22 protein-coding genes are annotated in these 23,585 nt (G+C 63.2%); 9 read left to right on the top strand and 13 right to left on the bottom strand.

Annotated elements, in window-relative coordinates:
• Window positions 1–6: 6 nt before the first annotated feature.
• Together LSO07_RS27790 and LSO07_RS27785 are read left to right on the top strand one after the other, a co-directional pair.
• Window positions 7–282, top strand: a complete 276-nt coding sequence (locus LSO07_RS27790) for a hypothetical protein (protein ID WP_151097410.1) — start codon at window positions 7–9, stop codon at window positions 280–282.
• A 64-nt stretch (window positions 283–346) separates the two neighbouring features.
• On the top strand, window positions 347–508 hold the full coding sequence (locus LSO07_RS27785; protein WP_161784184.1) for a hypothetical protein: 162 nt from the start codon (window positions 347–349) through the stop codon (window positions 506–508).
• Window positions 509–543: 35 nt separating this feature from the next.
• On the opposite strand, the gene LSO07_RS27780 is transcribed toward LSO07_RS27785, so the two are convergent.
• Window positions 544–1,548 carry an AraC family transcriptional regulator gene (locus LSO07_RS27780; RefSeq protein WP_231772997.1) on the bottom strand — a complete coding sequence of 335 codons (1,005 nt, stop codon included), beginning with the start codon at window positions 1,546–1,548 and terminating at the stop codon, window positions 544–546.
• A 44-nt stretch (window positions 1,549–1,592) separates the two neighbouring features.
• Between LSO07_RS27780 and LSO07_RS27775 the strand changes: the two genes are divergently transcribed.
• Window positions 1,593–2,582, top strand: coding sequence for an oxidoreductase (locus tag LSO07_RS27775; RefSeq protein WP_151097404.1), 990 nt, complete (start codon window positions 1,593–1,595; stop codon window positions 2,580–2,582).
• A gap of 45 nt (window positions 2,583–2,627) precedes the next feature.
• Here the strand turns inward: LSO07_RS27775 and nagZ are convergent, their stop codons facing one another.
• The 4 genes from nagZ to LSO07_RS27755 all read right to left on the bottom strand — a co-directional run bounded on the left by nagZ (window position 2,628) and on the right by LSO07_RS27755 (window position 8,132).
• Window positions 2,628–4,169: a beta-N-acetylhexosaminidase gene (gene nagZ / locus LSO07_RS27770; RefSeq protein ID WP_151097401.1), complete on the bottom strand. Its 1,542-nt coding sequence runs from the start codon at window positions 4,167–4,169 to the stop codon at window positions 2,628–2,630.
• 181 nt (window positions 4,170–4,350) lie between these two features.
• Window positions 4,351–5,961, bottom strand: coding sequence for an FMN-binding glutamate synthase family protein (locus tag LSO07_RS27765; RefSeq protein WP_034778856.1), 1,611 nt, complete (start codon window positions 5,959–5,961; stop codon window positions 4,351–4,353).
• 103 nt (window positions 5,962–6,064) lie between these two features.
• The gene (locus LSO07_RS27760; protein ID WP_092607240.1) at window positions 6,065–7,078 is read right to left on the bottom strand and encodes a M48 family metallopeptidase; all 1,014 of its coding nucleotides are present in this window, start codon (window positions 7,076–7,078) and stop codon (window positions 6,065–6,067) included.
• Window position 7,079: 1 nt separating this feature from the next.
• Window positions 7,080–8,132, bottom strand: a complete 1,053-nt coding sequence (locus tag LSO07_RS27755) for a YjgN family protein (RefSeq protein WP_225317441.1) — start codon at window positions 8,130–8,132, stop codon at window positions 7,080–7,082.
• Window positions 8,133–8,295: 163 nt separating this feature from the next.
• Here LSO07_RS27755 and LSO07_RS27750 point away from each other — a divergent pair, with 163 nt between their 5' ends.
• The 3 genes from LSO07_RS27750 (at window position 8,296) to LSO07_RS27740 (ending at window position 10,270) form a co-directional block, all read left to right on the top strand.
• Complete coding sequence (locus LSO07_RS27750) at window positions 8,296–8,967, top strand: glutathione S-transferase (protein ID WP_151097398.1); 672 nt, start codon at window positions 8,296–8,298, stop codon at window positions 8,965–8,967.
• Window positions 8,968–9,038: 71 nt separating this feature from the next.
• Window positions 9,039–9,812: a 5'-3' exonuclease gene (locus LSO07_RS27745; RefSeq protein ID WP_034778849.1), complete on the top strand. Its 774-nt coding sequence runs from the start codon at window positions 9,039–9,041 to the stop codon at window positions 9,810–9,812.
• 50 nt (window positions 9,813–9,862) lie between these two features.
• Window positions 9,863–10,270: a response regulator gene (locus LSO07_RS27740; protein ID WP_077409312.1), complete on the top strand. Its 408-nt coding sequence runs from the start codon at window positions 9,863–9,865 to the stop codon at window positions 10,268–10,270.
• Here the strand turns inward: LSO07_RS27740 and mnmA are convergent.
• Both mnmA and LSO07_RS27730 read right to left on the bottom strand, forming a co-directional pair.
• Window positions 10,267–11,388, bottom strand: a complete 1,122-nt coding sequence (gene mnmA / locus LSO07_RS27735; protein ID WP_034778847.1) for a tRNA 2-thiouridine(34) synthase MnmA — start codon at window positions 11,386–11,388, stop codon at window positions 10,267–10,269. The genes LSO07_RS27740 and mnmA overlap by 4 nt on opposite strands.
• A 41-nt stretch (window positions 11,389–11,429) precedes the next feature.
• Complete coding sequence (locus LSO07_RS27730; protein ID WP_151097396.1) at window positions 11,430–11,909, bottom strand: NUDIX hydrolase; 480 nt, start codon at window positions 11,907–11,909, stop codon at window positions 11,430–11,432.
• Between the two features lie 412 nt (window positions 11,910–12,321).
• On the opposite strand from LSO07_RS27730, the gene LSO07_RS27725 reads away from it, so the two are divergent.
• From LSO07_RS27725 to LSO07_RS27715, 3 genes are read left to right on the top strand one after another with little or no spacing between them, the layout of a single operon-like run.
• A complete protein-coding gene (locus tag LSO07_RS27725; protein ID WP_151097393.1) occupies window positions 12,322–13,434 on the top strand; it encodes a Re/Si-specific NAD(P)(+) transhydrogenase subunit alpha in 1,113 nt (370 codons plus the stop codon).
• Window positions 13,435–13,458: 24 nt separating this feature from the next.
• Window positions 13,459–13,773: an NAD(P) transhydrogenase subunit alpha gene (locus tag LSO07_RS27720; protein WP_034778841.1), complete on the top strand. Its 315-nt coding sequence runs from the start codon at window positions 13,459–13,461 to the stop codon at window positions 13,771–13,773.
• An 8-nt stretch (window positions 13,774–13,781) separates the two neighbouring features.
• Entirely contained in the window at window positions 13,782–15,236 is a 1,455-nt protein-coding gene (locus LSO07_RS27715; protein WP_151098017.1) for an NAD(P)(+) transhydrogenase (Re/Si-specific) subunit beta, read from the top strand.
• A gap of 45 nt (window positions 15,237–15,281) precedes the next feature.
• Here LSO07_RS27715 and LSO07_RS27710 read toward each other — a convergent pair whose 3' ends face one another.
• The 6 genes from LSO07_RS27710 to ltrA all read right to left on the bottom strand — a co-directional run bounded on the left by LSO07_RS27710 (window position 15,282) and on the right by ltrA (window position 22,502).
• Window positions 15,282–16,235, bottom strand: coding sequence for a GGDEF domain-containing protein (locus LSO07_RS27710; protein ID WP_034778836.1), 954 nt, complete (start codon window positions 16,233–16,235; stop codon window positions 15,282–15,284).
• 115 nt (window positions 16,236–16,350) lie between these two features.
• Window positions 16,351–17,493 (bottom strand): UbiH/UbiF/VisC/COQ6 family ubiquinone biosynthesis hydroxylase, encoded by a 1,143-nt coding sequence (locus LSO07_RS27705; protein ID WP_151097391.1) that lies wholly within the window; start codon window positions 17,491–17,493, stop codon window positions 16,351–16,353.
• Window positions 17,494–17,502: 9 nt separating this feature from the next.
• A complete protein-coding gene (locus tag LSO07_RS27700; protein ID WP_191909801.1) occupies window positions 17,503–18,825 on the bottom strand; it encodes an aminopeptidase P N-terminal domain-containing protein in 1,323 nt (440 codons plus the stop codon).
• On the bottom strand, window positions 18,825–19,544 hold the full coding sequence (gene murU, locus LSO07_RS27695) for an N-acetylmuramate alpha-1-phosphate uridylyltransferase MurU (protein WP_151097387.1): 720 nt from the start codon (window positions 19,542–19,544) through the stop codon (window positions 18,825–18,827). The genes LSO07_RS27700 and murU overlap by 1 nt, the downstream gene beginning before the upstream one ends.
• 62 nt (window positions 19,545–19,606) lie before the next feature.
• On the bottom strand, window positions 19,607–20,674 hold the full coding sequence (locus tag LSO07_RS27690) for an aminoglycoside phosphotransferase family protein (protein ID WP_151097385.1): 1,068 nt from the start codon (window positions 20,672–20,674) through the stop codon (window positions 19,607–19,609).
• Between the two features lie 124 nt (window positions 20,675–20,798).
• A complete protein-coding gene (ltrA, locus tag LSO07_RS27685) occupies window positions 20,799–22,502 on the bottom strand; it encodes a group II intron reverse transcriptase/maturase (RefSeq protein WP_151097383.1) in 1,704 nt (567 codons plus the stop codon).
• Window positions 22,503–23,585 lie beyond the last annotated feature (1,083 nt).

Here is a 23,585-nt window from a genome sequence, read left to right as displayed (position 1 = left end):
AAAACCATGTGGCAAACCCTCATCGTCGCCCTGATCGTCGCAGCCGCGCTGCTGCATTTTTCGACCAAGTACCTGCCGGCGGGCGTGCGCCGCGCCATCGTGCGCGGCCTGGTGCGCTGCGGCCTCGATGAGGCGAAGCTGTCGACCTTCTTCAAGGTGGCGCCGGGCTGCCGCAGCGGCTGCGGTTCCTGCGGCTCCTGCGACAGCCCGCCGCCGCCGTCCGCCACGCCGCCGGCCGACGGCAGCAGCAAGCGCGTGATTCTGATGCAGGTGCAGCGATAATTTCAGTGTAGCCACGGGCGCGCCCGTGGGCTACACTGGGCTTTCCGCATGGCAAGGAGTGGCAATGGCGATACTGTTGATCTTCATGTTTTTGTTTGCGGTCGCCACCTGGCTGCTGGCCAGCCGGCGCGGCCGCCACGGGGGACTCTGGTTCGGCATCGGCCTGTTCCTCGGACCGTTTGCCTTGCTGGCGGTGGCAGCCTTGCCGCCGGTGCCGGCGCGCTGACCTTGTACTATTAAAACCCGCAAGCGCGGGTTTTTTTACGCCTGCCCGCCCGCGTGGCGCAGCCGGTACTGGCGCGGCGAGCAGGCCATGACGCGCTTGAAGGCGTGGCTGAAGGCGCTGTCGGAATCGTAGCCCAGTGCCTGTGCGATCAAGGTGATGGGTGCGCTGCCGCCCTTCAGGCGCCGCGTGGCCAGGCGCATGCGCCAGCGCAGCAGGTAGTCGAGCGGCGTCACGCCCACCCGCTTCCTGAAGTGCAAGGCAAAGGCGGAGCGCGACTGCCCCGCGACGGCGGCCAGCTGCGACAAGGTCCAGCGCCGCGCCGGTTGCGCGTGCATGGCCTCGATGGCGGCGCGCAGCCGTGGATCGGCCAGCGCGAACAGCCAGCCCACCGGGTGCGAGGCCTGCGCTTCAAGATACTGGCGCAGCATTTGCAACAGCATCATGTGACCAAGGTGGCGCGTCATCAGCGCCGCGCCGGGCGCCGTCGCCTGCAGTTCCTGTGCCAGCCGTTGCAAGGCCCAGTGCAGTACGCTGGCCTGGTCCGTATCGCCGCGCACGTGCAGCAGCGGCGGCAGGCAGTCGAGCAGGATGGCCGCTTCGTCGCCAAAGTGGAAGCGTCCGCCGATGAGGAAGAAATCGTGCTGCGGCGTGCCGTGGCGGGCCACGCCCTGTTGCGTGTGCCGGTACACTTCCAGCGCTGGCGCGGCCGGCAAGCCGGGCGTGCTGGCCAGGGTGAATGCGCGTCCCGGCGCCAGCAGGAAGCAGTCGCCTGTCTGCAGCTGCACGGGAGCGTCGATGCCCGCGACCGTCAGCCAGCAAGCGCCTTCGATCACGGCGTTGAACTTGATGCCGTCCGGCGGCGGAAAGTCGATGGCCCAGTCGCCGCCCGCCTTCAGGCCGGCAAAGTAGGAGCTGCGCGTATCAAACAGCGAGAGTACATCGGAGAGCAAATCCATGGTGGCGGCAATTCTGGACGATGGCGATAGTATTGAAGATTTTACGCCATTCACCGTCCAGAACGGCTCGCGCAAAATAAGCATGTCGCCAGCTATCCCGCGCTGGCCACCCACATGCAGAGGCAGACATGACATACGGCGATCACAGGCAAATTCCCCTTCATTCCGGCTTCGGCGCGGCCACGACCGCCAGCGAGGTGCTGGCCGGCCGCGACCTGTCCGGCGTGCAGGCCATCGTCACGGGCGGCGCGTCGGGCCTGGGGCTGGAAACGGTGCGCGTGCTGGCCGGCGCCGGTGCCAGGGTGCTGGTGCCGGCGCGCGACCAGCATCAGGCGCAAGCGGCCCTGGCCGGCATCGCCGGCGTGGAGGTCGCTGCGCTCGACCTGCTCGATCCGCAATCGATCGACGCATTCGCGGCCGCCTTCCTTGCCACCGGCCGCACCCTGCATCTGCTGGTCAACGGCGCCGGCATCATGGCCACGCCCTTGCTGCGCGATGCGCGCGGCTACGAGGCGCAGTTCGCGACGAATCACCTGGGGCATTTCCAGCTGACGGCGCGCCTGTGGCCCGCCTTGCGGCAGGCGCAGGGCGCGCGCGTGGTGTGCGTGTCGTCGCTGGGACACCGGCAGGCGGGCGTCGACCTGGATGACCCGCATTTCCTGCGCCAGCCTTACGACAAATGGCGCGCGTATGCGCAGTCGAAAAGCGCCAATGCGCTGTTTGCCGTGGAACTGGACCGTCGCGGCGCGGCGCACGGCGTGCGCGCCTACTCGCTGCATCCGGGCGCCATCCTGACGCCGCTGGTGCGCCACCTGGACTTCGACGACTTGCGTCGCGTGGGTGCGCTCGATGAGGATGGCAAGGTGAATCCGCCGCCGCAGTCGGGTTTCAAGAATGTGGCGCAGGGAGCGGCCACCACCGTCTGGTGCGCCACCAGCGCGCAGCTTGAGGGCATGGGCGGCGTGTATTGCGAGGATGGCGATATCGCCCCCCTGGTGGAGGACGACAGCATGGGGCCGGGCGTGCGGCGCTGGGCCATCGATCCCGGGCAGGCGCGCCGGCTATGGGCGCTGAGCGAACAGATGACGGGCGTGCGCTTCGATTGCGACGCGGCATAAAAAATGCCGGGCAAGGCCCGGCACGTGCAGGAGGGGGGCGTGGCTTTACGCCTTGCCCGCCAGTTTTTCCACCACGGGCACCAGCGCGGCCGGGCGGCAGCCGAAGGCGGCCAGGCGGCCTTGCGCCGTAGGTGCCAGGTCCAGGTCGTAGGGCAGGCGGCCCGCCACCAGCCACAGTTTATCGTGCGGCAGGGCGTCGACGAGGCGGCGCTGGCCGCCGACGAACATGGCGTTATACGTTTGCAGCACGATTTGCTGCGCGCCTTGCGCAAAGGCGATGGCCTCGTTGACTTCGTCGTCCAGCGCCTCGGCCGACAAGGCGTACTCGCGCACGTCCAGGCCCGCTTCCAGCAGCGCCGGCAGCATCGAGCTGCGCGCTTCCTTGTTGCGGCCCAGCGCCACTTCGTCGATTTCGCTGCGCGAGCGCACTTCCACCGTCAGCAGGGTCACGGGCAGGCTGGCGTCGAGCGGGCGGTAGTCGCCCTGCACGCGCAAGGCGGCCTTTTGCAGCAGCTGCGACAGGGCCATGGCGGCTGGCTGCATCAGCGCCGGTGGCGTGACGGGGCGGGTGCGCCAGTCGCGCACGGCGCGGTTGCGCTTGAGTTCAGCCACGCGGGCACAAGCCGCGTCGATGCGGGAGAGCGCGATGTCGCCGCGCTCCACGGCGGCGATGACGGCGTCGATGGCGGCCGTCTGCTGCGCTTCACGGTGCGAGATGAGGACGATGTCGGCGCCTGCCTGCAGGGTGGCGATGGCGCCCTGGGCGATGCCGATGCCGTCGGCAATCGCCGCCATTTCCAGGCAGTCGGTGATGACGACGCCCTTGTAGCCCATTTCACCGCGCAGCAGGTCCGTCAGCACGCCTTTCGACAGGGTCGCTGGTACGCTGGTGTCGGCCTCGAAGGCGGGGAAGACCACGTGCGCCGTCATGATGGCGTCGACGCCGCCGGCAATCGCGGCGCGGAAGGGCGCCAGTTCCACGGCGCGCAGGCGTTCCTTGTCGTGCGGCACCAGGGCCATGGCGTAATGCGTGTCGATGGCCGTGTCGCCGTGGCCGGGGAAGTGCTTGGCGGTCACGGCCACGCCGCTGGCGCGCTGGCCGCGCATGGCCGCCATGCCGTAGTCGATGACGGTGGCGGCATCCTCGCCATACGCGCGCACGCCGATGACGGGGTTGTTGCGGTTGTTGTTTACGTCCAGCACGGGGGCGAGCAGCATGTTGATGCCTACCTGGCGCATTTCATCGCCGCTGATCTGGTTCATGCGTTCGCAGTCGTCGATGGAGCCGGCCGCCTGGAAGGCCATCGCGGCGGGAATCGGCGTGACGCCCTGCTCGATGCGCATGACCATGCCGCCTTCCTGGTCGATGGAGATCAGCAGCGGAATGTCGGACACTTCCGCATTGATCTCCTGCAGCTCGCGGCACAGGGCGGACACTTGCGCGGGCGTGTGCACGTTGCGGCGGAACAGGATCACGCCGCCCACCTTCTTTTCGCGTATCAAGGTCTTGATATGCTCGTCCGCCTGCAGGGCGTCGAAACCCACCATGAACAACTGTCCTACTTTCTCGCGCAAACCCTGCTCCATGCTGCAACTCCTCCGGTATGTATTGTGACGACGGCATACGTATTCTGGCACCGTGGTGGCGCATCGTGGCGGTCACCGGACAAGCTGCCTTGGTTTTGTACTTGTTTTGGTATTGTATTGGATTTGGGTTTTTGCGCAAGTGGTTATTAAGTGGTATTACTCCACTTGCGCAATGCCGGCTTTAATCCAGGCGCTGGAACGATGCCGCTTGCGCCATGGGCCAGTACAGGCCGAATACGGGCGGCAGCTGAGGCAGCTGGCTCGGGTCGAGCAGCTGGCCCGCTTCCAGGAAGGGCAGCAGGGCCGACGCCAGTTTCACCTGGTTCGGCGAAATGCGGCGCACCAGGTGGTGCGGGCGCAGTTCCTGCGGATGCGCGAGGCCGGCGGCGGCGATCAGCTCGGCCAGCGCCTTCATGGTGTTCTGGTGGAAGTGCGCCACGCGGGCGATCTTGTCGGATACCACCAGCGCGCGCTGGCGCTGCGGGTCTTGCGTGGCCACGCCCGTGGGGCAGCGGTCCGTGTGGCAGCTTTGCGACTGGATGCAGCCCAGTGCGAACATGAAGCCGCGCGCCGAATTGCACCAGTCGGCGCCCAGCGCCAGCAGGCGGGCGATGTCGAAGGCCGTGATGATCTTGCCCGAGCAGCCGATCTTGATCCGCTCGCGCAGGTTGGCGCCCACCAGGGTGTTATGCACGAGCACCAGCGCTTCCTGCAGCGGCGTGCCCACGTGGTCCGTGAATTCCAGGGGCGCCGCGCCCGTGCCGCCTTCGCTGCCGTCGACGACGATGAAGTCGGGCGTGATGCCTGTTTCCAGCATGGCTTTGACGATGGCGAAAAATTCCCACGGGTGGCCGATGGCCAGCTTGAAGCCCGTCGGCTTGCCGCCGGAGAGCGTGCGCAGGCGGTCGATAAAGTGCAGCATTTCCAGCGGCGTGGAAAAGGCGCTGTGCGCGGCCGGCGAGACGCAATCCTCGCCCACCATCACGCCGCGCGTGGTGGCGATCTCGATGGTCACTTTCGGCCCGGGCAGCACGCCGCCGTGGCCCGGCTTGGCGCCCTGCGACATTTTCAGCTCGATCATTTTCACCTGCTCCGAGCTGGCGTTGGCGATGAAGCGCTCTTCCGAAAACGTGCCGTCCTGGTTGCGGCAGCCGAAGTAGCCGGAGCCGATTTCCCACACCAGGTCGCCGCCGTTTTCGCGGTGATAGGGGCTGATGCTGCCTTCGCCCGTGTCGTGCATGAAGCCGCCGCTGCGCGCGCCGCCGTTCAGGGCCAGGATGGCATTGGCCGACAGGGCGCCAAAGCTCATCGCCGAGATATTGAAGACGCTGGCCGAATACGGTTTCGCACGCGGGCAGTCCGGATGGTTGCCGATCTCGATGCGGAAGTCGTGGCCCGTCACCTTGGCGGGGGCGATGGAATGGTTGATCCATTCATAGCCTGCTTCATACACGTCGAGCTGGGTGCCGAACGGGCGCTTGTCCGTCTGCTCCTTGGCGCGCTGGTAGACGATGCTGCGCTGGCTGCGCGAGAACGGTGTCGCTTCGCTGTCGCTTTCCAGGAAGTACTGGCGGATTTCGGGGCGGATGCTCTCAAAAAAGAAGCGGAAGTGGGCGAGGATGGGGTAGTTGCGGCGCAGGGCGCGCTTCGTTTGCAGCAGGTCGCTGATGCCGACCAGGGTCAGCGCACCGGCCAGCACGGGCAGCCAGTAATGATCATAGTAAAACAGGGACAGGACAAAGATGGCTGCCGTCGCAATGAAGGTCAGGTAGCGAAATGGTACTAGGTGCATGGGCACTCCGGGGAAGTCAGACTGATAACTGATGAGTCTACCTTCGATTCACGGAACGTGCTGGTGGGAAAGAACGCGGCGCCCGGTGGACGCCGCGTGAGGATCACCGTTGTGCGGCGCGGATGCGCTCGACCCGTTCGGCGCTGGCCGGATGGCTCGACAGGTACGGCGTGCCGTGGTCCAGCTTGCCCAGGGCGACAAATACTTGCGCCAGGTGTTCCAGCGGGATGCCGTTCTGGCGCAGCATGGCGATCGCGTAGTCGTCCGCGTCGCGTTCGACATCGCGCGAATACTTCAAGTCCAGCAGCAGCGGCGGCAGGGTGGCCACCACCGTCGAGACGTCGCCGAACAGCAGCGCCGCGCCGGCGCCCACGGCCGAGGTCTGGATGATGCGCCGCGTCAGGTGGCGCTGCTGCAGGTGCCCCAGCTCGTGCGCCAGCACGCCCATGATGGCCTGGTCGTCCGGCAGCAGTTCGATCATTTCGTCCGTCAGCACGATGTCGCCGGACGGCAGGGCAAACGCGTTCGGGCCGATCTTGCTCTTGCGAAACACGATGCGGTGCGCGGGCGTGCTGTCGCCGGGCGTGGCCAGGCGCGCGAACTGGGCGCGCAACGCTTGCTGGCGCGCGCCATCGAGCTGGCTGGGCGCGAATACATGGCGGTCCAGCATGTCGAGCACGCCCTGGCCCAGCTGCCGTTCGACCGACTGCGGCAGGGCATACGCGATGCCCTTGGCCGCCAGCGGCAGCAGGTATTGATAGCTGAGCCACAGGGCCACGATGGTCGCCACGGTGGCCAGCAGGGCGCCGCGCCAGCTTTGCTGCAGCCGCACCACCCAGCCGTCGCGGTGGCCCGTGTCGTGCAGCAGGCTGTTGAAGGCCGCCTGGTCGGCGATTTCCAGGTAGGCGCCATCGGCAAAACTGACCTTGCGCACGGCATGGCTGCTGCGTTCGGACACGTGCAGCTCGTCCAGCGGGCAGCTGCGCTCGATGTCGCCGGCCAGCACGGCCATGCCATCGCGCACGCTGAGCGTGACGTGGTACAGGCGCGAGGTCTGGCCGTCGAAATAGCGCGCGGGCACGGGGGCCGCGCCCGGCGCGTCGTGATCGAGCGTCATGCTACAGCGACAGGTCGAAGTCCAGCAGGTCGACCATGCCTTCGCCCGTGGCCGACACTTGCTGGCCTGTGGCGGCGACAAACTCGTCCAGGCTGCCATGCACCAGCATGGAGGTCGCTTCCAGGCGGTATTTCAGCCAGCGCACATGGGCGAATGGCGTAAACAGGCCCAGGGTGACGACGATGCCCAGCAGGTTGCTCAGCATGACGAAGGTGGTGCGGCCCCATGTCAGCTGCGACTGGAACTGGTGCCGCTGCAAGCGCGTGTGGTTCCAGATCAGGTTCTGGATCATGGTCAGGAACAGCGGCAGCACGGTGAACGCCCACAGGTACAAGGCGCCGATGGCAAACAGCAGGCTGCCAACCTTGGTCTTGTCATTCGCATTGGCCGCAAACGAGGCGAACACGCTGCCGAAGACGACGAAAATCAGCACCAGCAAGCCGCCCAGCAGCAGCGCAAAGAACAGCAAATAGGTTTTGTAGAAGCTGCCGACCGTGGCGTCAAAGCTGAAATGGGTGGCGCCGAAACGGCTTTGCGTGTGCTGGAAGCGCTTCAGGCGCTGGTGCAGGAAAGGCGTCATCAGGCCGCCCGTGAAGGTATTCAGGATGGGCAGCCACAGGAAGTACTTGTAGGCTTCCCTGGCGCTGCCGCCAAAGCCGAAGCGGATGCCGCGGTAGCTGGTGTTGTACAGCTTGAATTGCAGGCTTTTCCAGACCAGCCAGGGCAGGATGGCTGCCAGCAGCACGAACATCAGCAAGCCCACGACGGGCGAGACCTGGAAGGCGATGTTGTAGCCGGCGATCAGCACCACGGCGGCGATGCGGCCTTTCAGGATGGCCACGGCGTTGCCGTGGTATTCGAAGCTGCCGCCCGCCAGGTGGGTGCTCGAATAAAAGTAGCGGTTGCGGCGCACCTTGGCCCAGGCGGAATAAATGCCCAGGGTGACGATGCTCAGCAGCAGGTTGACGATCCAGATACGGAAGTATTCGCTGCCGGTGGCGCTGAAGGTGATGGCTTCTTGTCGGGGAGGAGTGTTGTTTGCGTCGAAATCCACAGGGGTTTCCTTACTTATTGGAAACAAAACAAGATAAGGGAATATTGAAAAGTTATCAATTGAAAATACTGTTTTTCGCAATTTTTTCGCCGATCCGCTTGTGCCGACCCGATCCGGCCGTCCCGGCTATACTGGAACTCAACCATCGCCTAACGGGAAAACCATGATCGTCGTCCACCATCTGAACAACTCGCGCTCGCAGCGCGTGCTCTGGCTGCTCGAGGAACTGGGCCTCGGCTATGAGGTCAAGCGCTACCAGCGCGACCCGAAGACCATGCTGGCGCCCGCCTCGCTGAAGGCCGTGCATCCGCTAGGCAAGTCGCCCGTGATCACGGACGGCGCCAACACCATCGCCGAATCGGGCGCCATCATCGACTACCTGGTCGAGCGCTACGGCAATGGCCGCTTGATACCGGCGGCGGGCACACCTGACAAGCTGCGCTGGACCTACTGGCTGCATTTCGCGGAAGGCTCGGCCATGCCGCCGCTGCTGATGAAGCTGGTGTTCGACAAGGTCGAATCGTCGCCGATGCCGTTTTTCGTCAAACCCATCGCGCGCGGCATCGCCGGCAAGGTCAAGAGCAGCTTCATCCTGCCCAATATCAACAGCCAGCTGGCCTACATGGAAGCGGAGCTGGAGAAAACCAAATGGTTTGCCGGCAATGAATTCACGGCGGCCGATATCCAGATGAGCTTTCCGCTGGAAGCGGCGGCCATGCGCGGCGGACTCGACGAGCGCCTGCCGAAGCTGACGGCCTTCCTGCAGCGCATCCATGCGCGCCCGGCCTACCAGCGCGCGCTGGAAAAAGGCGGGCCCTACGATTTCGCCAAATAAGCGGCATTCAAGCCTGATGTGCGGGGAACCATACGGTAAAATGCCCGATTCAACCAGTATCCACTTACCGCATGGCCAGACTCCTCGCTATCGACGGCTTGAATATCGTACGCCGCGTCTACGAAGCCAGTCCTGAACCCGATTCCGACCTGAAGGCGGAGATCGCGCTGCGCCATGCGCTGTCGTCGTTCCGCACCCTCATCAACGACCACGAGCCGACGCACATCCTGCCGGCCTTCGACTTTGGCGGCCCGACCTGGCGCCACGCCCTGTATGCCGGTTACCGCGAGGGACGCCAGCCCATGCCGCAGGTGCTGCGCGACGCCTTGCCCGGCTTTTACGCCACGCTGGCCAGCTTCGGCATGCACGTGGTCAGCATTCCCGAGGTCGAAGCCGATGACGTGATCGGCACGGCCGTCATGCGCTGGCTGCACGAGGGGCGCGGCGCGGCCGTCATCGCCACCACCGACAAGGATTTGCACGGCCTGATCGCCCACGGCGCGCTGGTATGGGATCACTTCAAGGGTGTCTGGCACGATCACGCCTGGGTCGAGAAAAAGTTCGGCGTGCCGCCGGAACTGTTGCCCGACCTGCTGGCGCTGATGGGCGACGTCACCGACAGCATCCCCGGCGTGTCGAAGATCGGCCTGAAGACGGGCGCGAAACTGTTGCGCGCCTACGGCAATATCGACGCCGTGATGGCTGGCGCGGGGATTTTGCCCGGCGCGCTGGGCGAAAGCCTGCGAAAAGAGCGGGAAATACTGTATCTTTCAAGAAAGTTAGTGGCACTGAAAACGGATGTCACGTTAGGCGTGACCTGGAACAAGCTCGTGTGGGAAAAATAGAGCGCTTTTGGCCAGAACACGGAATAAATCAAGCAAGGAAAGTAATCATGATGTTAAAGACAGTCCTGATCGATAGCAGCGCCGTGGCGCGCGGCCTGCTGAACACGGTCCTGACCGATGGCGGCTACGATGTCTGCGGGCAGACGCATACCAGCGCGCTGGGACTGGCGCTGCTGGTCAAGCACCACCCGCATTTCGTGTGCATCGCGCGCGAGCAGGTGGAAGATGGGACCAACGTGGTGCAAACCATCCGCGCCCAGTATCCGAAGACGCTCATTTTCATGGTCTCGGGCGGCATTGATGCCGCTTCGCTGCAGGCGGCGCACGCCATGGGCGTGTCGGGTTTCATCGTGAAACCCTTCATGGCCGACACGGTCCTGAAAACCGTGCGCAACACGGTGATTGCCATGGTGCGCAAGCAGCAAGCCCTGGCCGCTGCCGCGCAAGGCAACTCCTAGCTACCGGCCAAACCGGTGGCGCTGGCGATGATGCCGCCACCGAGGCACACGTCGCCGTCATACAGCACGGCCGACTGGCCGGGCGTGACGGCCCATTGCGCCTGGTCAAACGCCAGGCTGAAGTGTTCATTCCCATCCGGCAGCAGCTGGCAAGCCACGTCGGCCTGGCGGTAGCGCGTCTTGGCGCTCAAGGCGCCCGCTTGCGGCGCCACACCGGCAACCCAGCTGGCCTGGTCGGCCGTCAGGGATGGCGACAGCAGCCACGGGTGGTCATGGCCCTGCACCACCCACAGGGTGTTGTTGGCGATATCCTTGCGCGCCACATACCAGGCGTCGCTGCTGCCGTCCGCGTTCTGGTACGACTTCACGCCGCCGATGCCGATGCCCTTGCGCTGGCCCAGGGTATAAAAACTCAGTCCCACGTGTTCGCCCACGGTCTTGCCATCGGCCGTCTTCATCGGACCCGGCTTGTAGGACAGGTAGCGGTTCAAAAATTCGCGGAACGGGCGTTCGCCAATAAAACAGATGCCCGTCGAATCCTTCTTCTGCGCGTTCGGCAGGGCCAGTTTCTCGGCGATCTGGCGCACTTGCGTCTTCGGGATTTCACCGAGCGGGAACAAGGTCTTCGACAACTGCGCCTGGTTCAGGCGGTGCAGGAAGTAGCTTTGGTCCTTGCTGGCGTCGACGGCTTTCAGCAGCTCGTAGCGGCCCGCATCGGTGGGCGCCTGGCGCACGCGCGCGTAGTGGCCGGTGGCGATCAGGTCGGCACCCAGGGTCATGGCATGGTCGAGGAATGCCTTGAACTTGATTTCGGCGTTGCACAGCACGTCCGGGTTCGGCGTGCGGCCGGCCTGGTACTCGCGCAAGAAATCGGCGAACACGCGGTCCTTGTATTCGGAGGCGAAATTGACGGCTTCGATATCGACGCCGATGACGTCGGCCACGCTGGCCGCGTCGATCCAGTCCTGGCGCGTGGAGCAGTATTCCGAATCGTCGTCATCTTCCCAGTTTTTCATGAACAGGCCGATGACTTCATAGCCTTGTTCCTTCAGCATCCATGCCGCGACCGAGGAATCGACCCCGCCCGACATGCCGATAACGACTTTCTTCTTGCTCATCTTGCTTTCCAGTTACTTTAATAATATGGCAATGCGTGTTGCTATGCGCTATTGAAAACGGACGCATGCGTGTGCAGCAGGGCCAGCGGCGCGCGCCGGCCGGCCAGGTATTCGTCCACGCACTGCAGCACCAGCGGGCTGCGGTGGCGTTCCTGGCACGCCGCCAGCTCGTCGCGCGTCATCCACAGGGTGCGGATGATGCCTTCGTCCAGCGGGCGGTCATGCTCGGCGCCGGCTGTGCCGCAAAAGGTGAAGCGCAGATAGGTCACGTCCTCGCCCGTGCGCAGTGACTGATAGCGCGACATATACATGCCGACCAGTGCCGTGGGGATGAAATCGAATGCCGCTTCTTCCAGCGTTTCGCGGATCACCGCCTGCTCCAGCGACTCGAACGGATCGAGATGACCGGCCGGCTGGTTGAGCTTGATGCCTTCGCTGGTCTCTTCTTCAATCAGTAAAAACAGGCCGTCGCGCTCGACGATGGCGGCAACGGTGACAGAGGGTTTCCAGATTCTCGGCATGATTCCATCCTTGAAAGAGCCGACATTTTATCTTGTTCTGCGCGCGCGGTTTGAAGCCGGCCTTCTGTTGCGCGGACATATTGATAAATGACAACGTTTTAGCAAATAGCGGTGGGAGGTACTTACGTCTTTCCCGGGGAGCGCACTAGCATGGGGGCATTGGCGGCAAGATGGCAGGAAACGCCCGCTAATATAGGCTTTCCCTGTGGTCAAAACAAGCGCGCACACGTGCTCGACTGTGGTGAGATTGACACACCTTTCCCACAATATGGTCGCCGCGCCGCATGGTGAAACGAATCGTGGGATGCTGGTCAAATTAGTGTCGTACGACTAAAAGTTGCTGGTTCACAAACGTTTAACGCGCTGCTTTCCGTGTTAGATTCTAGTCAGTTTATCAATTAGCGGAGGCATCATGAGGATAGGCATACCGGCCGAAACACGGCCTGGTGAAACGCGGGTGGCAGCAACGCCCGAGACAGTCAAGAAGCTGGCAGCCAAGCATCAGATCATCGTGCAGTCCGGAGCGGGCCTGCAAGCCTCGATTCCCGACGACGCGTATGCCGCCGCCGGCGCGCAGATCGGCACCGCCCAGGAAGCCTATGGCTGCGCCATCGTGCTCAAGGTGCGCGCGCCCGATGCCGCGGAACGGGCCCTGATGGCCAGCGGCACGGTGCTGATCGGCATGTTGAACCCGTTTGACGCGGACAATATCGCCGCCATGGCCACGGCCGGCCTGTCCGCCTTCGCGCTGGAAGCCGTGCCGCGCATCACGCGCGCGCAGTCGATGGACGTGCTGTCGTCGCAGGCGAACATCGCCGGCTACAAGGCCGTGCTGGTGGCCGCGAATACCTATCAGCGCTTCATGCCGATGCTGATGACGGCGGCCGGCACCGTCAAGGCGGCCCGCGTGCTGATCATGGGCGTGGGCGTGGCAGGTTTGCAGGCGATCGCCACTGCCAAGCGCCTGGGCGCCGTCATCGAGGCATCCGACGTGCGCCCGCCCGTCAAGGAACAAGTGGAGTCGTTGGGCGCCAAGTTCCTCGACGTGCCTTTCCTGACCGATGAAGAAAAAGAGATCGCCAAGGGTTCAGGCGGCTATGCGCGCGCCATGCCGGCCGACTGGATGCGGCGCCAGGCCGAACTGGTGCACGAACGGGCAAAACTGGCCGACATCATCATCACCACGGCGCTGATCCCCGGCCGCGCCGCGCCCGTGCTCATTTCCGAAGAAACGGTAAAGGCCATGAAACCGGGCTCCGTCATCGTCGACCTGGCCGTGGAGCAGGGCGGCAACTGCCCCCTGTCCGAACTGGGCAAGACCGTGCTGAAACACGGCGTCTACATCGTGGGCGAACCGAACCTGGCGACCCTGGTGGCGGCCGATGCCTCGGCCCTGTATGCGCGCAACGTGCTGGACTTCTTAAAGCTCATCATCGACAAGGACGACCAATTGCAGATCGACCGCGAGGATGAAATCATCAAGGCCAGCCTGGTGTGTGCAGGCAGTGAAATCTTACGTAAATAACGCGGCGCCGGAGAGAACAACATCATGGAAATCAGTCACACCATCATTAACCTGATCATCTTCGTGCTGGCCATTTATGTCGGCTACCACGTCGTCTGGACCGTCACGCCGGCATTGCATACGCCGCTGATGGCCGTCACCAATGCCATTTCCGCCATCATCATCGTCGGCGCCATGCTGGCGGCCGGCCTGACGCAAGGCCCGCTGGCGCAGGCGGCCGGCACCCTGGCCGTGGCACTGGCCGCCGTCAACGTGTTTGGCGGCTTCCTCGTCACGCAGCGCATGCTCGAGATGTTCCGTAAAAAAGAACCGAAAGCCAAGCAAGGAGCAAAAGAATGAGTCATGCCATGAGCTTCGTCACCATGAACCTGGTGACGATGATGTACCTGATCGCCTCGGTGTGCTTCATCCAGGCCTTGAAAGGCCTGTCCTCGCCCTCGACGGCGCGCCGCGGCAATGCCTTCGGCATGAGCGGCATGGCCATTGCCGCCGTCACCACCGTGGCGCTGATCCTGAAACTGAAGGAACAGCAAGCGGGCGGCATGGGCCTGACCCTCGTCATCATCGGCATCGTCACGGGCGGAGCCATCGGCGCCTACCTGGCGAAAACCGTGGAAATGACGAAGATGCCGGAACTGGTGGCGGCCATGCATTCGCTGATCGGCCTGGCGGCGGTGTGCATCGCCGTGGCGGCCGTATCCGAGCCATGGGCCTTCAATATCGCCGAGCATGGACAGGCGCTGCCCATCGGTAACCGCTTCGAGCTGTTCATCGGCACCTTTGTCGGCGCCATCACGTTCTCCGGTTCGGTGATCGCCTTCGGCAAGCTGTCGGGCAAATACAAGTTCCGCCTGTTCCAGGGCGCGCCCGTCAGCTTCAAGGGCCAGCACATGCTCAACCTGGCGCTGGCGCTGGTGATGATCGCGCTGGGCCTGGTGTTCTGCTTCGCCGACGGGGTGGAGCCGGCCTGGACGCCGTTCATCGTCATGGCCGTCATCGCCTTTGCGCTGGGCGTGCTGATCATCATCCCCATCGGCGGCGCCGACATGCCGGTGGTGGTGTCGATGCTCAACAGCTACTCGGGCTGGGCCGCGGCCGGCATCGGTTTTTCGCTGAATAACTCGATGCTGATCATCGCCGGTTCGCTCGTGGGGTCTTCGGGCGCGATCCTGTCGTACATCATGTGCAAGGCCATGAACCGTTCGTTCTTCAATGTCATCCTGGGCGGCTTCGGCGGCGATGCGCCGGCCGCTGGCGTGGCGGGCGCGCAGGAACAGCGTCCCGTGAAATCGGGTTCGGCCGACGATGCCGCCTTCATCATGGGCAATGCGGAAACCGTCATCATCGTGCCCGGCTACGGCCTGGCCGTGGCGCGCGCGCAGCACTCGCTGAAAGAACTGGTGGAGAAGCTGACGCACAAGGGCATCACCGTCAAGTATGCGATCCACCCGGTGGCGGGGCGCATGCCGGGTCACATGAACGTGCTGCTGGCCGAGGCGGAAGTGCCCTACGACCAGGTCTTCGAGATGGAAGACATCAATGGCGAATTCGGCCAGACGGACGTGGTGCTGGTGCTGGGTGCGAATGACGTGGTCAACCCGGCGGCGAAAGATCCGAAATCGCCGATCGCCGGCATGCCGATCCTGGAAGCGTATAAAGCCAAGAGCATCATCGTCAACAAGCGCTCGATGGCGTCCGGCTATGCGGGCCTGGACAACGACCTGTTCTATCAGCCGAACACGATGATGGTGTTTGGCGATGCGAAAAAGGTGATCGAGGATATGTTGAAAGCCATCGAATAAACGCCGCTTGCAGCGACCGTACGGCCCGCCTTGCGCGGGCCGTTTTTATTGGCTGGCCGCTGCCGCGACGACCTGGTTGCGTCCCTGGTGCTTGGCGACATACAGGGCCTTGTCGGCATCCGATATGGCCGCGTCCAGGCTGGCGCCCTGCACCAGCGGCGCCACGCCGATGCTGATGGTGACGTGCAGCGCGCCGCCGTCAGGCAGCACGGTGACCGCCGCCGCCACGGCAGCGCGGATGCGCTCGGCCACCTGGTGTGCCTGCTGCAGGCTGGCGTCGGGGAAGAGCAGGCCGAACTCCTCGCCACCGAGGCGCGCCGCCACGTCGGTGATGCGTCCCGTGTCGCGCAGCGCCTGCGCCACCGTGCGCAGCACGGCGTCGCCCACGGCATGGCCATAGCGGTCGTTGATCTTCTTGAAGTGGTCGAGGTCGGCCACGCCCACGCTCAGGGCGGCGCCGCTGCGCGCCGCGCGCGCCATCGCCTGCTCGGCCTGCGCTTCATAGGCGCGCCGGTTGGGCAGCGACGTCAGCGCATCGTGCAGCGCCTGCTGTTCCAGCTGCGCCAGCAGGCTGGCGTTTTTCGCCGCCAGTTCGCGCCGTTCGCGCACGTCGAGCAAAAAGGCGCCGAAATAGCGCATGCCGTCGACCACGCCCAGGTCCAGCGCCTTCATTTCGATGGGGATCATTTGCGTGTCGCGGTGGCGGATGGCGAATTCGCGTATCTTGCCCAGCACGCTGGAAGTGCGCGAGCTGCGGATGTAGTTGATCACGTGGTTGTCGTGCTGCGCGCCGACGGCGTCGGGCAGCAGGCCGTTCAGGGTCTGGCCCAGCAATTCACCGCTGGCATAGCCCGACAGTGCCTGCATGGCGCCATTGATATAGCGGATGCGGCACTGCTCGTCGATGATGATGACGGCGTCGAGGGCGTCTTCCAGCAGGCGGGAAAAGAGTACTTCGGGAAGAGCGGCAGGCGGTGCTGCGGGCAAAGCATCTGTCATGGAACGGTCGCCAAAAGCCAGGTGACAGCCATTGTCGCATCCGCGGGCCGTTTACTCCATGCCGGATCGCCCGCCTGTTTCTTTTTCGCCCGTGCTCTTTCCTTATTGTCAAGACTCAGCGGCGGCCGTACATCATCAGCTCGGCCAGGCTCTTGCGCGCCGGGCTGAAGGCGTCCAGCAAGCCCAGCGACAGGCCCAGCAAGCCTTGCGTGGGCGCGTTGCCCGTGAAGATGCGCGCCATGGTGTCGGTGACGCGCACGGTCAGCCCCCGGTCGGCCTGGCGCAGGCTGGCGTAGCGTTCCAGTCCGGCCGGGCTGCTGTCCTGCGCCAGCACGCGGGCCAGCACGGCGGCGTCGCGCAAGCCCAGGTTCAGGCCCTGTCCCGCCACCGGGTGCAGGGTTTGCGCCGCATTGCCGATGGCGACCGTGCGCGGCGTGCCGCCTCCCTGCGCGTTCAGGCCCAGCGGATAGGCCAGGCGCGACGTCGTGTGGGTAAAGCGTCCCAGGCGGCTGCCGAAGGCGGCGCCCAGGCGGGCCAGGAAGGCAGCGTCGTCCAGGGCCAGCAATTGTTCGGCGCGCGTGGGCGGCACGCACCATACCAGCGCGTAGCCATCGTCCTGCGGCAGCAGGGCCAGCGGGCCTTCGTCTGTGAAGCGCTCATACGCGCGGTGCGCGATGGGGGCACTTGTGCGCACATGGGCGATGATGGCGCTTTGACCATAATCGCGGCTGACGGCGCGTTCCTGTTGCTGTCCGAACAGGCCACCCTCGGCTTGCACCAGCAGGCTGGCGCGCAAGCTCGACGCCGTGCCGTCCTGTTCAATCTGCACGGCCACGCCATCGGCATCCTCGGCACTGCCCGTGACCAGCGCCGGGCGCAGGCTGGCCACGCCCAGGCGCTCGCATATGTCGGCCAGCGCGCTGACGACGGTGCCGTAACGGGCCACATAGCCGAGCGCCTCGACGCCATGCTCGCTGCGGTCCATCAGGCTGCGCCCGAACTGGCCGCGGCGCGAGACGTGAATCTGGTGGATCGGTGTCGCCTCCACGGGCCAGGCGCCCGCCTCCTCAAGAATCTGGCGGCTGCCGTGCGACAGGGCGATGGTGCGCGGGTCGCGCCTGGCTTGCTCGATGGATTTGGCGTCGAGCAGGGCGATGCCGGCGGCGCGGCTGCCGCGCTGCACCAGCAGGGCGGCCAGCGCCATGCCGACGGGGCCGGCGCCGCAGATGGCGAGATCGAAAGTGGACGGTGTATGCATGCGGCGGCGTTAATCCTGTGACATCAGTTGTTCGATTTCAGCGACGCTCTTGGGCGCCGTGCTGAAGACTTCATGGCCTTGCGGCGTGACCAGCACATCGTCTTCGATGCGGATGCCGGTGTGCCAGAACTGTTCCGGCACGCCCGCGCCGGGGCGCACATAGATGCCCGGTTCCACCGTCAGCACCATGCCCGCTTCCAGCGGACGCCACGGCTTGCCCGGAGCACCCGTGTCGCGGTAGGCACCCACGTCGTGCACGTCCATGCCCAGCCAGTGGCTGGTGCCGTGCATGTAGAAGGGCATATACGCCTTGTCGGCGATGACGTCCTGCGCGCTGCCGTTTTTCTGCCGGTCCAGCAAACCCAGGTCCAGCATGCCCTGCGCCAGCACCTGCACGGCCGCCTCGTGGATGGCGCTGTGCGGCAAGCCGGGGCGCACCATGTCCAGCGACGCCTGTTGCGCCGCCAGCACCAGTTCATACAGCGCCCGCTGCGGGCCGCTGAAACGGCCGTTGACGGGCCAGGTACGCGTGATGTCGGAGGCATAGCCATCGAGTTCGCAGCCGGCGTCGATCAGTACCAGCTGGCCGTCCTGCAGCACGGCGTTGTTGGCGCTGTAATGCAGGATGCAGGCGTTGCCGCCGCCCGCCACGATGGAGGAATACGCGGGGAACTGCGCGCCGCTGCGGCGAAATTCGTACAGCAGCTCCGCTTCCAGCGCGTATTCGTGCATGCCGGGCCGTGTGGCGCGCATGGCGCGCACGTGGGCCGCGCTGGAAATGGCGGCCGCGCGGCGCATCAGGCCTTGTTCTTCCGGGTCTTTCAGCAGGCGCATGGCGTCGAGCATGCCATTGATGTCATGCGCGATGGCGGGCGCCGTGACGCCGCTGCGGGCCTTTTGCCGCACGTTGTGCCGCCAGACCTTGACTTGCGCATCGAGGCTGCCGCCCAGCGCGTAGTAAATGGCGGGGACGTCGGCCAGCAGGCGCGTCATTTCCACGTCGAGCTCCTCGATGGGGAAGGCGCTGTCAAAACCGAAGCTGGCGCGCGCCGCCTCGGGGCCGTGGCGGAAACCGTCCCAGATTTCGCGTTCGGTGTTTTTTGCCCGGCAAAACAGGATGGCGCGCGCCGGCGCCGTGGCGCTGGCGGCCACCAGGGCCACGGCGCTATCGGGTTCCGTAAAGCCGCTCAGGTAATAGAAATAGCTGTCGTGGCGATACGGGTAGTCGCAATCGCTGTTGCGCGGCACTTCGGGCGCCGTGGCGAGGATGGCCACGCTGCCCGGCAGCATCTGCGCCAGCAACGCCGCGCGCCGGGCAGCGTAGTTGGCCATCATGCCGCCGGCGCCTTCGCTGCCACGCCATTGAGCACGTCGAGCTGCGCCGGCGTGCCCACATTCGTCCACTCGCCCGGATAGACTTCGCCGCCCACGCGGCCCTGGTCCGCGTACTGGCGCAGCAAATCGCCCAGTTTGGCGTGGCTGCCGGGCGCGATGCCGTCGAACATCTCAGGGCGGTACACGCCGATATTGGCGAAGGTCCACTTGGTGTCGTCCGTATTGTTGATCGCGAACAAGGTCAAGCCGAAGTCGCCCTTTGGGTGGAAGTCGGGATTGGGCACCAGGTAAGTCCAGGCGATGTCGCGCTGGTCGGCCGGATACGGCGTGCCCAGCACATCCTTGTCGGCCAGCACGTCGAGTACTTGCTTGAAATCAAAGTAGGGGCAATAGATGTCGCCTGAAATGGCGAGAAATGGCTCCTCGCCCAGCAAGTGGCGCGCCTGGGCGATGCCGCCCGCCGTTTCCAGCGGCGTGCTCTCGGGCGAATACGCGATGCGCGCGCCATACGCGCTGCCGTCGCCCAGGGTTTCCTCGATCTGGTGGCCCAGGTGGGAATGGTTGATGACAATGTCCGTGATGCCGGCGCGCACCAGGTTCAGCACATGCCAGACGATCAGTGGACGGCCGCGTACTTTCAGCAGCGGTTTGGGGCAGGTATCGGTAAGCGGACGCATCCGTTCACCGCGGCCTGCGGCAAAGATCATGGCTTTCATGGGGATTCGTTTTCAGTATCGGTAAGTCGGCTGCGCGGGTATGTCGCGCAGCGGGAAAGTGCCTAGAATGTATAGCCGACCTGCGGCGCCTTGTTTTCGAGGGCGTCCAATAAACGCACCAGCGGCTTGAGTTCCGTATAGCGGTTGGCCGTCTTGCGCACGTAGTCGAGCACGGTTGGCAAGTCGCCCATGTACAGATCCTTGCCGTCGCGGTAATTCAGGCGCGCGAACAGGCCGAGGATTTTCAGGTGGCGCTGCAGGGCCGTGAATTCGAAATCGCGGTAGAAAGCGTCGATATCGGGATTGACTGGCAAGCCCAGCTGCTTGGCGCGCTGCCAGTAGCGGATCACCCAGTCGAGCACCAGTTCTTCATCCCACTGGATATACGCGTCGCGCAGCAGCGAGGCGATGTCGTAGGTGACAGGGCCGAAGACGGCATCCTGGAAGTCGAGGATGCCGGGATTGGGGATGGAACCATCGTTGATGTGCATCAAATTGCGCGAATGGTAGTCGCGGTGCATGAACACTTGCTGCTGCGACAAGATATTCGCCGTGATCGCTTCGAAAACCTTGTCCAGCTGGGTCTGTTGCACATCCGTTAAGGTGGCGCCCAGGTGTTTGCCGATAAACCATTCCGGGAACAGATTCATTTCGCGCAGGATGAAGGCGCGGTCGAATTCCGGCAAGACATCGGGCTGGCTGGCCAGCTGGATTTTCATCAGCGACTCGAGCGCTTCGGCGTACAGCACGCTGGCGTTATCGTGGTTCAGGGCGTCGAGATAGGTGGTCGTGCCCAGGTCGGAGAGCAGCAGGAAGCCATTGTCCAGGTCTTGCGCGATGATCTCGGGCACGGACACGCCGGCGCCTTTCAGCAAGCCGGCCACCTTGACAAAGGCGGGCACGTTTTCACGCTCGGGCGGCGCATCCATGGCAATCAGTGTGCTTCCTGGCAATGTTGCATTGCCTGGCAGCACATCGAGACGGTAGTAGCGGCGGAAGCTGGCATCGCTGGAAGCGGGACGGGCGGATTCGGGCGCGACGAGGTTAAGCGAGGTCAACCAGGCTTTCAACAGGGTCAGGCGAGCGTCCGCGGAGGCCGGCGCGGTGGAGGAATTGGGGGAGAATGACATTAAGCGGCCTGTGGAATCGGGTTGATGGTGCGGAGGGTAGGAGAACCCCATTGCTGGAAGCTCTCCCCCCTAAGAACCGTGCATGCGACTTTCACCGCACACGGCTCAAGCATAATAAAAGTCCCTATGCAGGGACCGGCTTCGCAACTTGTAAATCGTTTGCGTGCACATTTATATGGCAATTTGGGTGCAATAATACGCGATTTCCAAGGGCGTCGGAACCACCTGCCACACGGTGTTCTATGTGGTGGTCATGCCATCCGGTTTCCATGTTCATCTCGTACCCACACAGAGCGCACAAGCCACGTTGGTCGAGGTAGAGCTTGGCCCACTCACGCCGGTAGGACATGTTTTTCAACATGCGTTCCTGCCGAAGGGTTTCGCCGTACAGTTCCCATTGCGGATCGTAGGGGTGATAGCCGCCCTTGATCTTCGTGTGACGCAGAATCGCTGTACCTGGTAACGAGTACAGTTCCTTCATGGCCTTATTGCCATTCTTTGTGACAACGTCCGCTGCAAACATCCGATTTCCACTCTCGGTTGGGCGCCAGTATCGGTCGCGTATCCAACTGTCGGTTTTCTTCGGATGCCTGCGCATGGCCCAGCGACGAAGCCGCCAGTACAGCAGCGACTCCATCGTCGAGAACGCCTCCTTGGCCACTACAGGGCTGTGATATTGCGCCCAGCCCCGCAGCATGGGGTTCAGCAATCGAATGAGATTCTCCTGCTTCGCCCCGATGTTTTCGCTGATCGTCTTCCTCAGCTTTTCATAGAACGCTTTCATGTTCTTCTTACTTGGCTCGATGAGCAGTGTCCCGGAATATTTTCGGAAGTTCCACCCCAGAAAGTCGAAGCCCTCATCGATGTGCACGATCTTGGTTTTGGCACTGGACAGTCGCAATCCTCTGACTGCAAGAAATGCTTCGATCCAAGGCCTGATTTCCGTCTCCAGCAGTTCCTTCGATCCACTGGTAACGACAAAATCGTCCGCATATCGCACGACACCGACTTTGAGCTTGCCGGCCTTTGACTTGCCGAATTTCGCACCGAGGTGCGCAATCAGTTCAGTCTCCAGCCCGTTCAACGTCCAATTCGCAAGGGCAGGGCTGATGATGCCGCCCTGTGGCGTTCCAGCTGTGGTTGCCATCAATTGCTTCCGGTCAACTACCCCGGATTTCAGCCATTTAGACAGGATCAACTTATCCATGAAGACATTGTCGACCAGCCATTGATGGTTGATATTGTCGAAAAAACCTTCGATATCCGCATCTAACACCCAGGTTGCCGAGACTTTCCGGCAGGTCTGGAGAAAAATTTGCGACATCGCATCGGCCGTTGAGCGATTTTTGCGAAACCCGTATGAGTTGGGATCACTCAGCGTTTCCAAGACCGGATCCAAGGCCAGCAGGTGAAGCGCCTGCATCGCCCGGTCCCGCATGGTAGGGATGCCCAGTGGGCGCATCTTTCCATTTGACTTGGGAATAAAGACCCTCCGTAATGGCAGGGGCCGATAGCCTTGTTTCTTCAACTGTGCAATGGCAGCGAACTTCTGCGTTGCTGACTCCCACAACTGCTGGTCCACGCCTGCGGTTCGTTTGCCTTGATTCTCTGTCACTCGTTTGACTGCCAGCGCTTTCGCGCTGAACGAGTGGGTTAGCCACCTTTGCAGCGCTTTCGCCCTGCGCCAGTCGCCTTCCTGTATCGCCTTCGTTAATCGATGCTGCATGGCTCTCACGTTGCGTTGTACGAGGCGCCAGTTGATGGCGACCCATTCAGTAGGCACGTGCGAGGACGCAGAACCGGCAAGACTGCTAGCGGTTACTTTCATGCTGAACCTCGTGTAGTTGTTCCGACGAGACACAGCGCACCCCGAAGGGTGAGCTGCATCCCTTCGGGGTGGTTGAAAATGATGACTGCCTGGAGCCAGTACAGTCGTATGACGACTATTACACCAGATGGAAGTGGGCACCCTTTCAGGCCGGGACAAATCTTGAATCCCTATCCGGACCATTACAGCCCGGCATTCGCTTTCTCCATCCTCCTCTACCCGCTCCCCCAAGGGCGTGCCTTGCGGTTTGCTTGCCGCTATCTCGGTTCTTTGATCGAGCGGCAGGGAATCGGGCTTACCACGTTCCCAACGATATCGACGCGACAGCTACATCGCGACTGGCTGTTTAGGGCCCATCTTTCCCCCGGTGGCTGAATGACGACGTATCCCCAGAATCCACGGAGATAACCAGCCACGTACCGTTTGGTTTAGGCCTGCCAGCAGCTTTGGCCTATTAATATTTACGAGGGTTCAAACGATGGTTCACATAACATTGCCCTTGCAGCACTCACCTAGCCCCTAGACCGCATCGCTGCTTGCAGTCTCCAGCCAGACGTTCGCACGCCAGGCTGCCGGAAAAGAATGGGGGTACGTTGTCCCTGAAGCTTTGCACCCCGCCGTTACCGGCGACGCACATTCAAGTAGGTGACAGATGGTCGTACATCCGGTCATGGCACCAGTTGCAGAACTGAAGCATGACAAGATATCGAAGAGTTTCACTCGGGTATGACTCAGCTGAGAGAAAACCGAGTCTTGCAGAGAACTGTTGAAATATAGAAAATTGTAAGCAAATGTAAAATATCCACAAACTTTGCAAATAAGCTACAGTTTCAATGTTTTATGTAAACAAACAGGCAAAGGGATAGCTACTCGCCGGTGATTCGGCGGGCGTATAAGACTGACAAGGCACCTTCTCGTAGCGTGTCTTGTCTTGCTAAGAATGGGTACTCCGGGGAGCCCCTCACTGTTTATCACTGGTAAACCAGGGATTTGCCTGCGCAGTTCCTGCGCTGCTAGCCGTTACTGCTACGTTGCGACCGGGGCCAGCTACCCGAGCTTTAAGGCGTGTCGCACAGATTCCCA

The organism is Janthinobacterium sp. PLB04 (genome assembly GCF_021165895.1).
GTDB classification, from domain to species: Bacteria; Pseudomonadota; Gammaproteobacteria; order Burkholderiales; family Burkholderiaceae_D; genus Janthinobacterium; species Janthinobacterium lividum.
Note: the sequence above shows the minus strand (reverse complement) of the source record. Positions and strands in the feature narration are given on the sequence as shown.

Bases quoted from the DNA above. Each gene is read 5' to 3' on its own strand.
- LSO07_RS27790 (WP_151097410.1), top strand. From the start codon at position 7: ATGTGGCAAACCCTCATCGTCGCCCTGATCGTCGCAGCCGCGCTGCTG.
- LSO07_RS27785 (WP_161784184.1), top strand. From the start codon at position 347: ATGGCGATACTGTTGATCTTCATGTTTTTGTTTGCGGTCGCCACCTGG.
- LSO07_RS27780 (WP_231772997.1), bottom strand. From the start codon at position 1,548: ATGCTTATTTTGCGCGAGCCGTTCTGGACGGTGAATGGCGTAAAATCT.
- LSO07_RS27775 (WP_151097404.1), top strand. From the start codon at position 1,593: ATGACATACGGCGATCACAGGCAAATTCCCCTTCATTCCGGCTTCGGC.
- nagZ (WP_151097401.1), bottom strand. From the start codon at position 4,169: ATGGAGCAGGGTTTGCGCGAGAAAGTAGGACAGTTGTTCATGGTGGGT.
- LSO07_RS27765 (WP_034778856.1), bottom strand. From the start codon at position 5,961: ATGCACCTAGTACCATTTCGCTACCTGACCTTCATTGCGACGGCAGCC.
- LSO07_RS27760 (WP_092607240.1), bottom strand. From the start codon at position 7,078: ATGACGCTCGATCACGACGCGCCGGGCGCGGCCCCCGTGCCCGCGCGC.
- LSO07_RS27750 (WP_151097398.1), top strand. From the start codon at position 8,296: ATGATCGTCGTCCACCATCTGAACAACTCGCGCTCGCAGCGCGTGCTC.
- LSO07_RS27745 (WP_034778849.1), top strand. From the start codon at position 9,039: ATGGCCAGACTCCTCGCTATCGACGGCTTGAATATCGTACGCCGCGTC.
- LSO07_RS27740 (WP_077409312.1), top strand. From the start codon at position 9,863: ATGTTAAAGACAGTCCTGATCGATAGCAGCGCCGTGGCGCGCGGCCTG.
- mnmA (WP_034778847.1), bottom strand. From the start codon at position 11,388: ATGAGCAAGAAGAAAGTCGTTATCGGCATGTCGGGCGGGGTCGATTCC.
- LSO07_RS27730 (WP_151097396.1), bottom strand. From the start codon at position 11,909: ATGCCGAGAATCTGGAAACCCTCTGTCACCGTTGCCGCCATCGTCGAG.
- LSO07_RS27725 (WP_151097393.1), top strand. From the start codon at position 12,322: ATGAGGATAGGCATACCGGCCGAAACACGGCCTGGTGAAACGCGGGTG.
- LSO07_RS27720 (WP_034778841.1), top strand. From the start codon at position 13,459: ATGGAAATCAGTCACACCATCATTAACCTGATCATCTTCGTGCTGGCC.
- LSO07_RS27715 (WP_151098017.1), top strand. From the start codon at position 13,782: ATGAGCTTCGTCACCATGAACCTGGTGACGATGATGTACCTGATCGCC.
- LSO07_RS27710 (WP_034778836.1), bottom strand. From the start codon at position 16,235: ATGACAGATGCTTTGCCCGCAGCACCGCCTGCCGCTCTTCCCGAAGTA.
- LSO07_RS27705 (WP_151097391.1), bottom strand. From the start codon at position 17,493: ATGCATACACCGTCCACTTTCGATCTCGCCATCTGCGGCGCCGGCCCC.
- LSO07_RS27700 (WP_191909801.1), bottom strand. From the start codon at position 18,825: ATGGCCAACTACGCTGCCCGGCGCGCGGCGTTGCTGGCGCAGATGCTG.
- murU (WP_151097387.1), bottom strand. From the start codon at position 19,544: ATGAAAGCCATGATCTTTGCCGCAGGCCGCGGTGAACGGATGCGTCCG.
- LSO07_RS27690 (WP_151097385.1), bottom strand. From the start codon at position 20,674: ATGTCATTCTCCCCCAATTCCTCCACCGCGCCGGCCTCCGCGGACGCT.
- ltrA (WP_151097383.1), bottom strand. From the start codon at position 22,502: ATGAAAGTAACCGCTAGCAGTCTTGCCGGTTCTGCGTCCTCGCACGTG.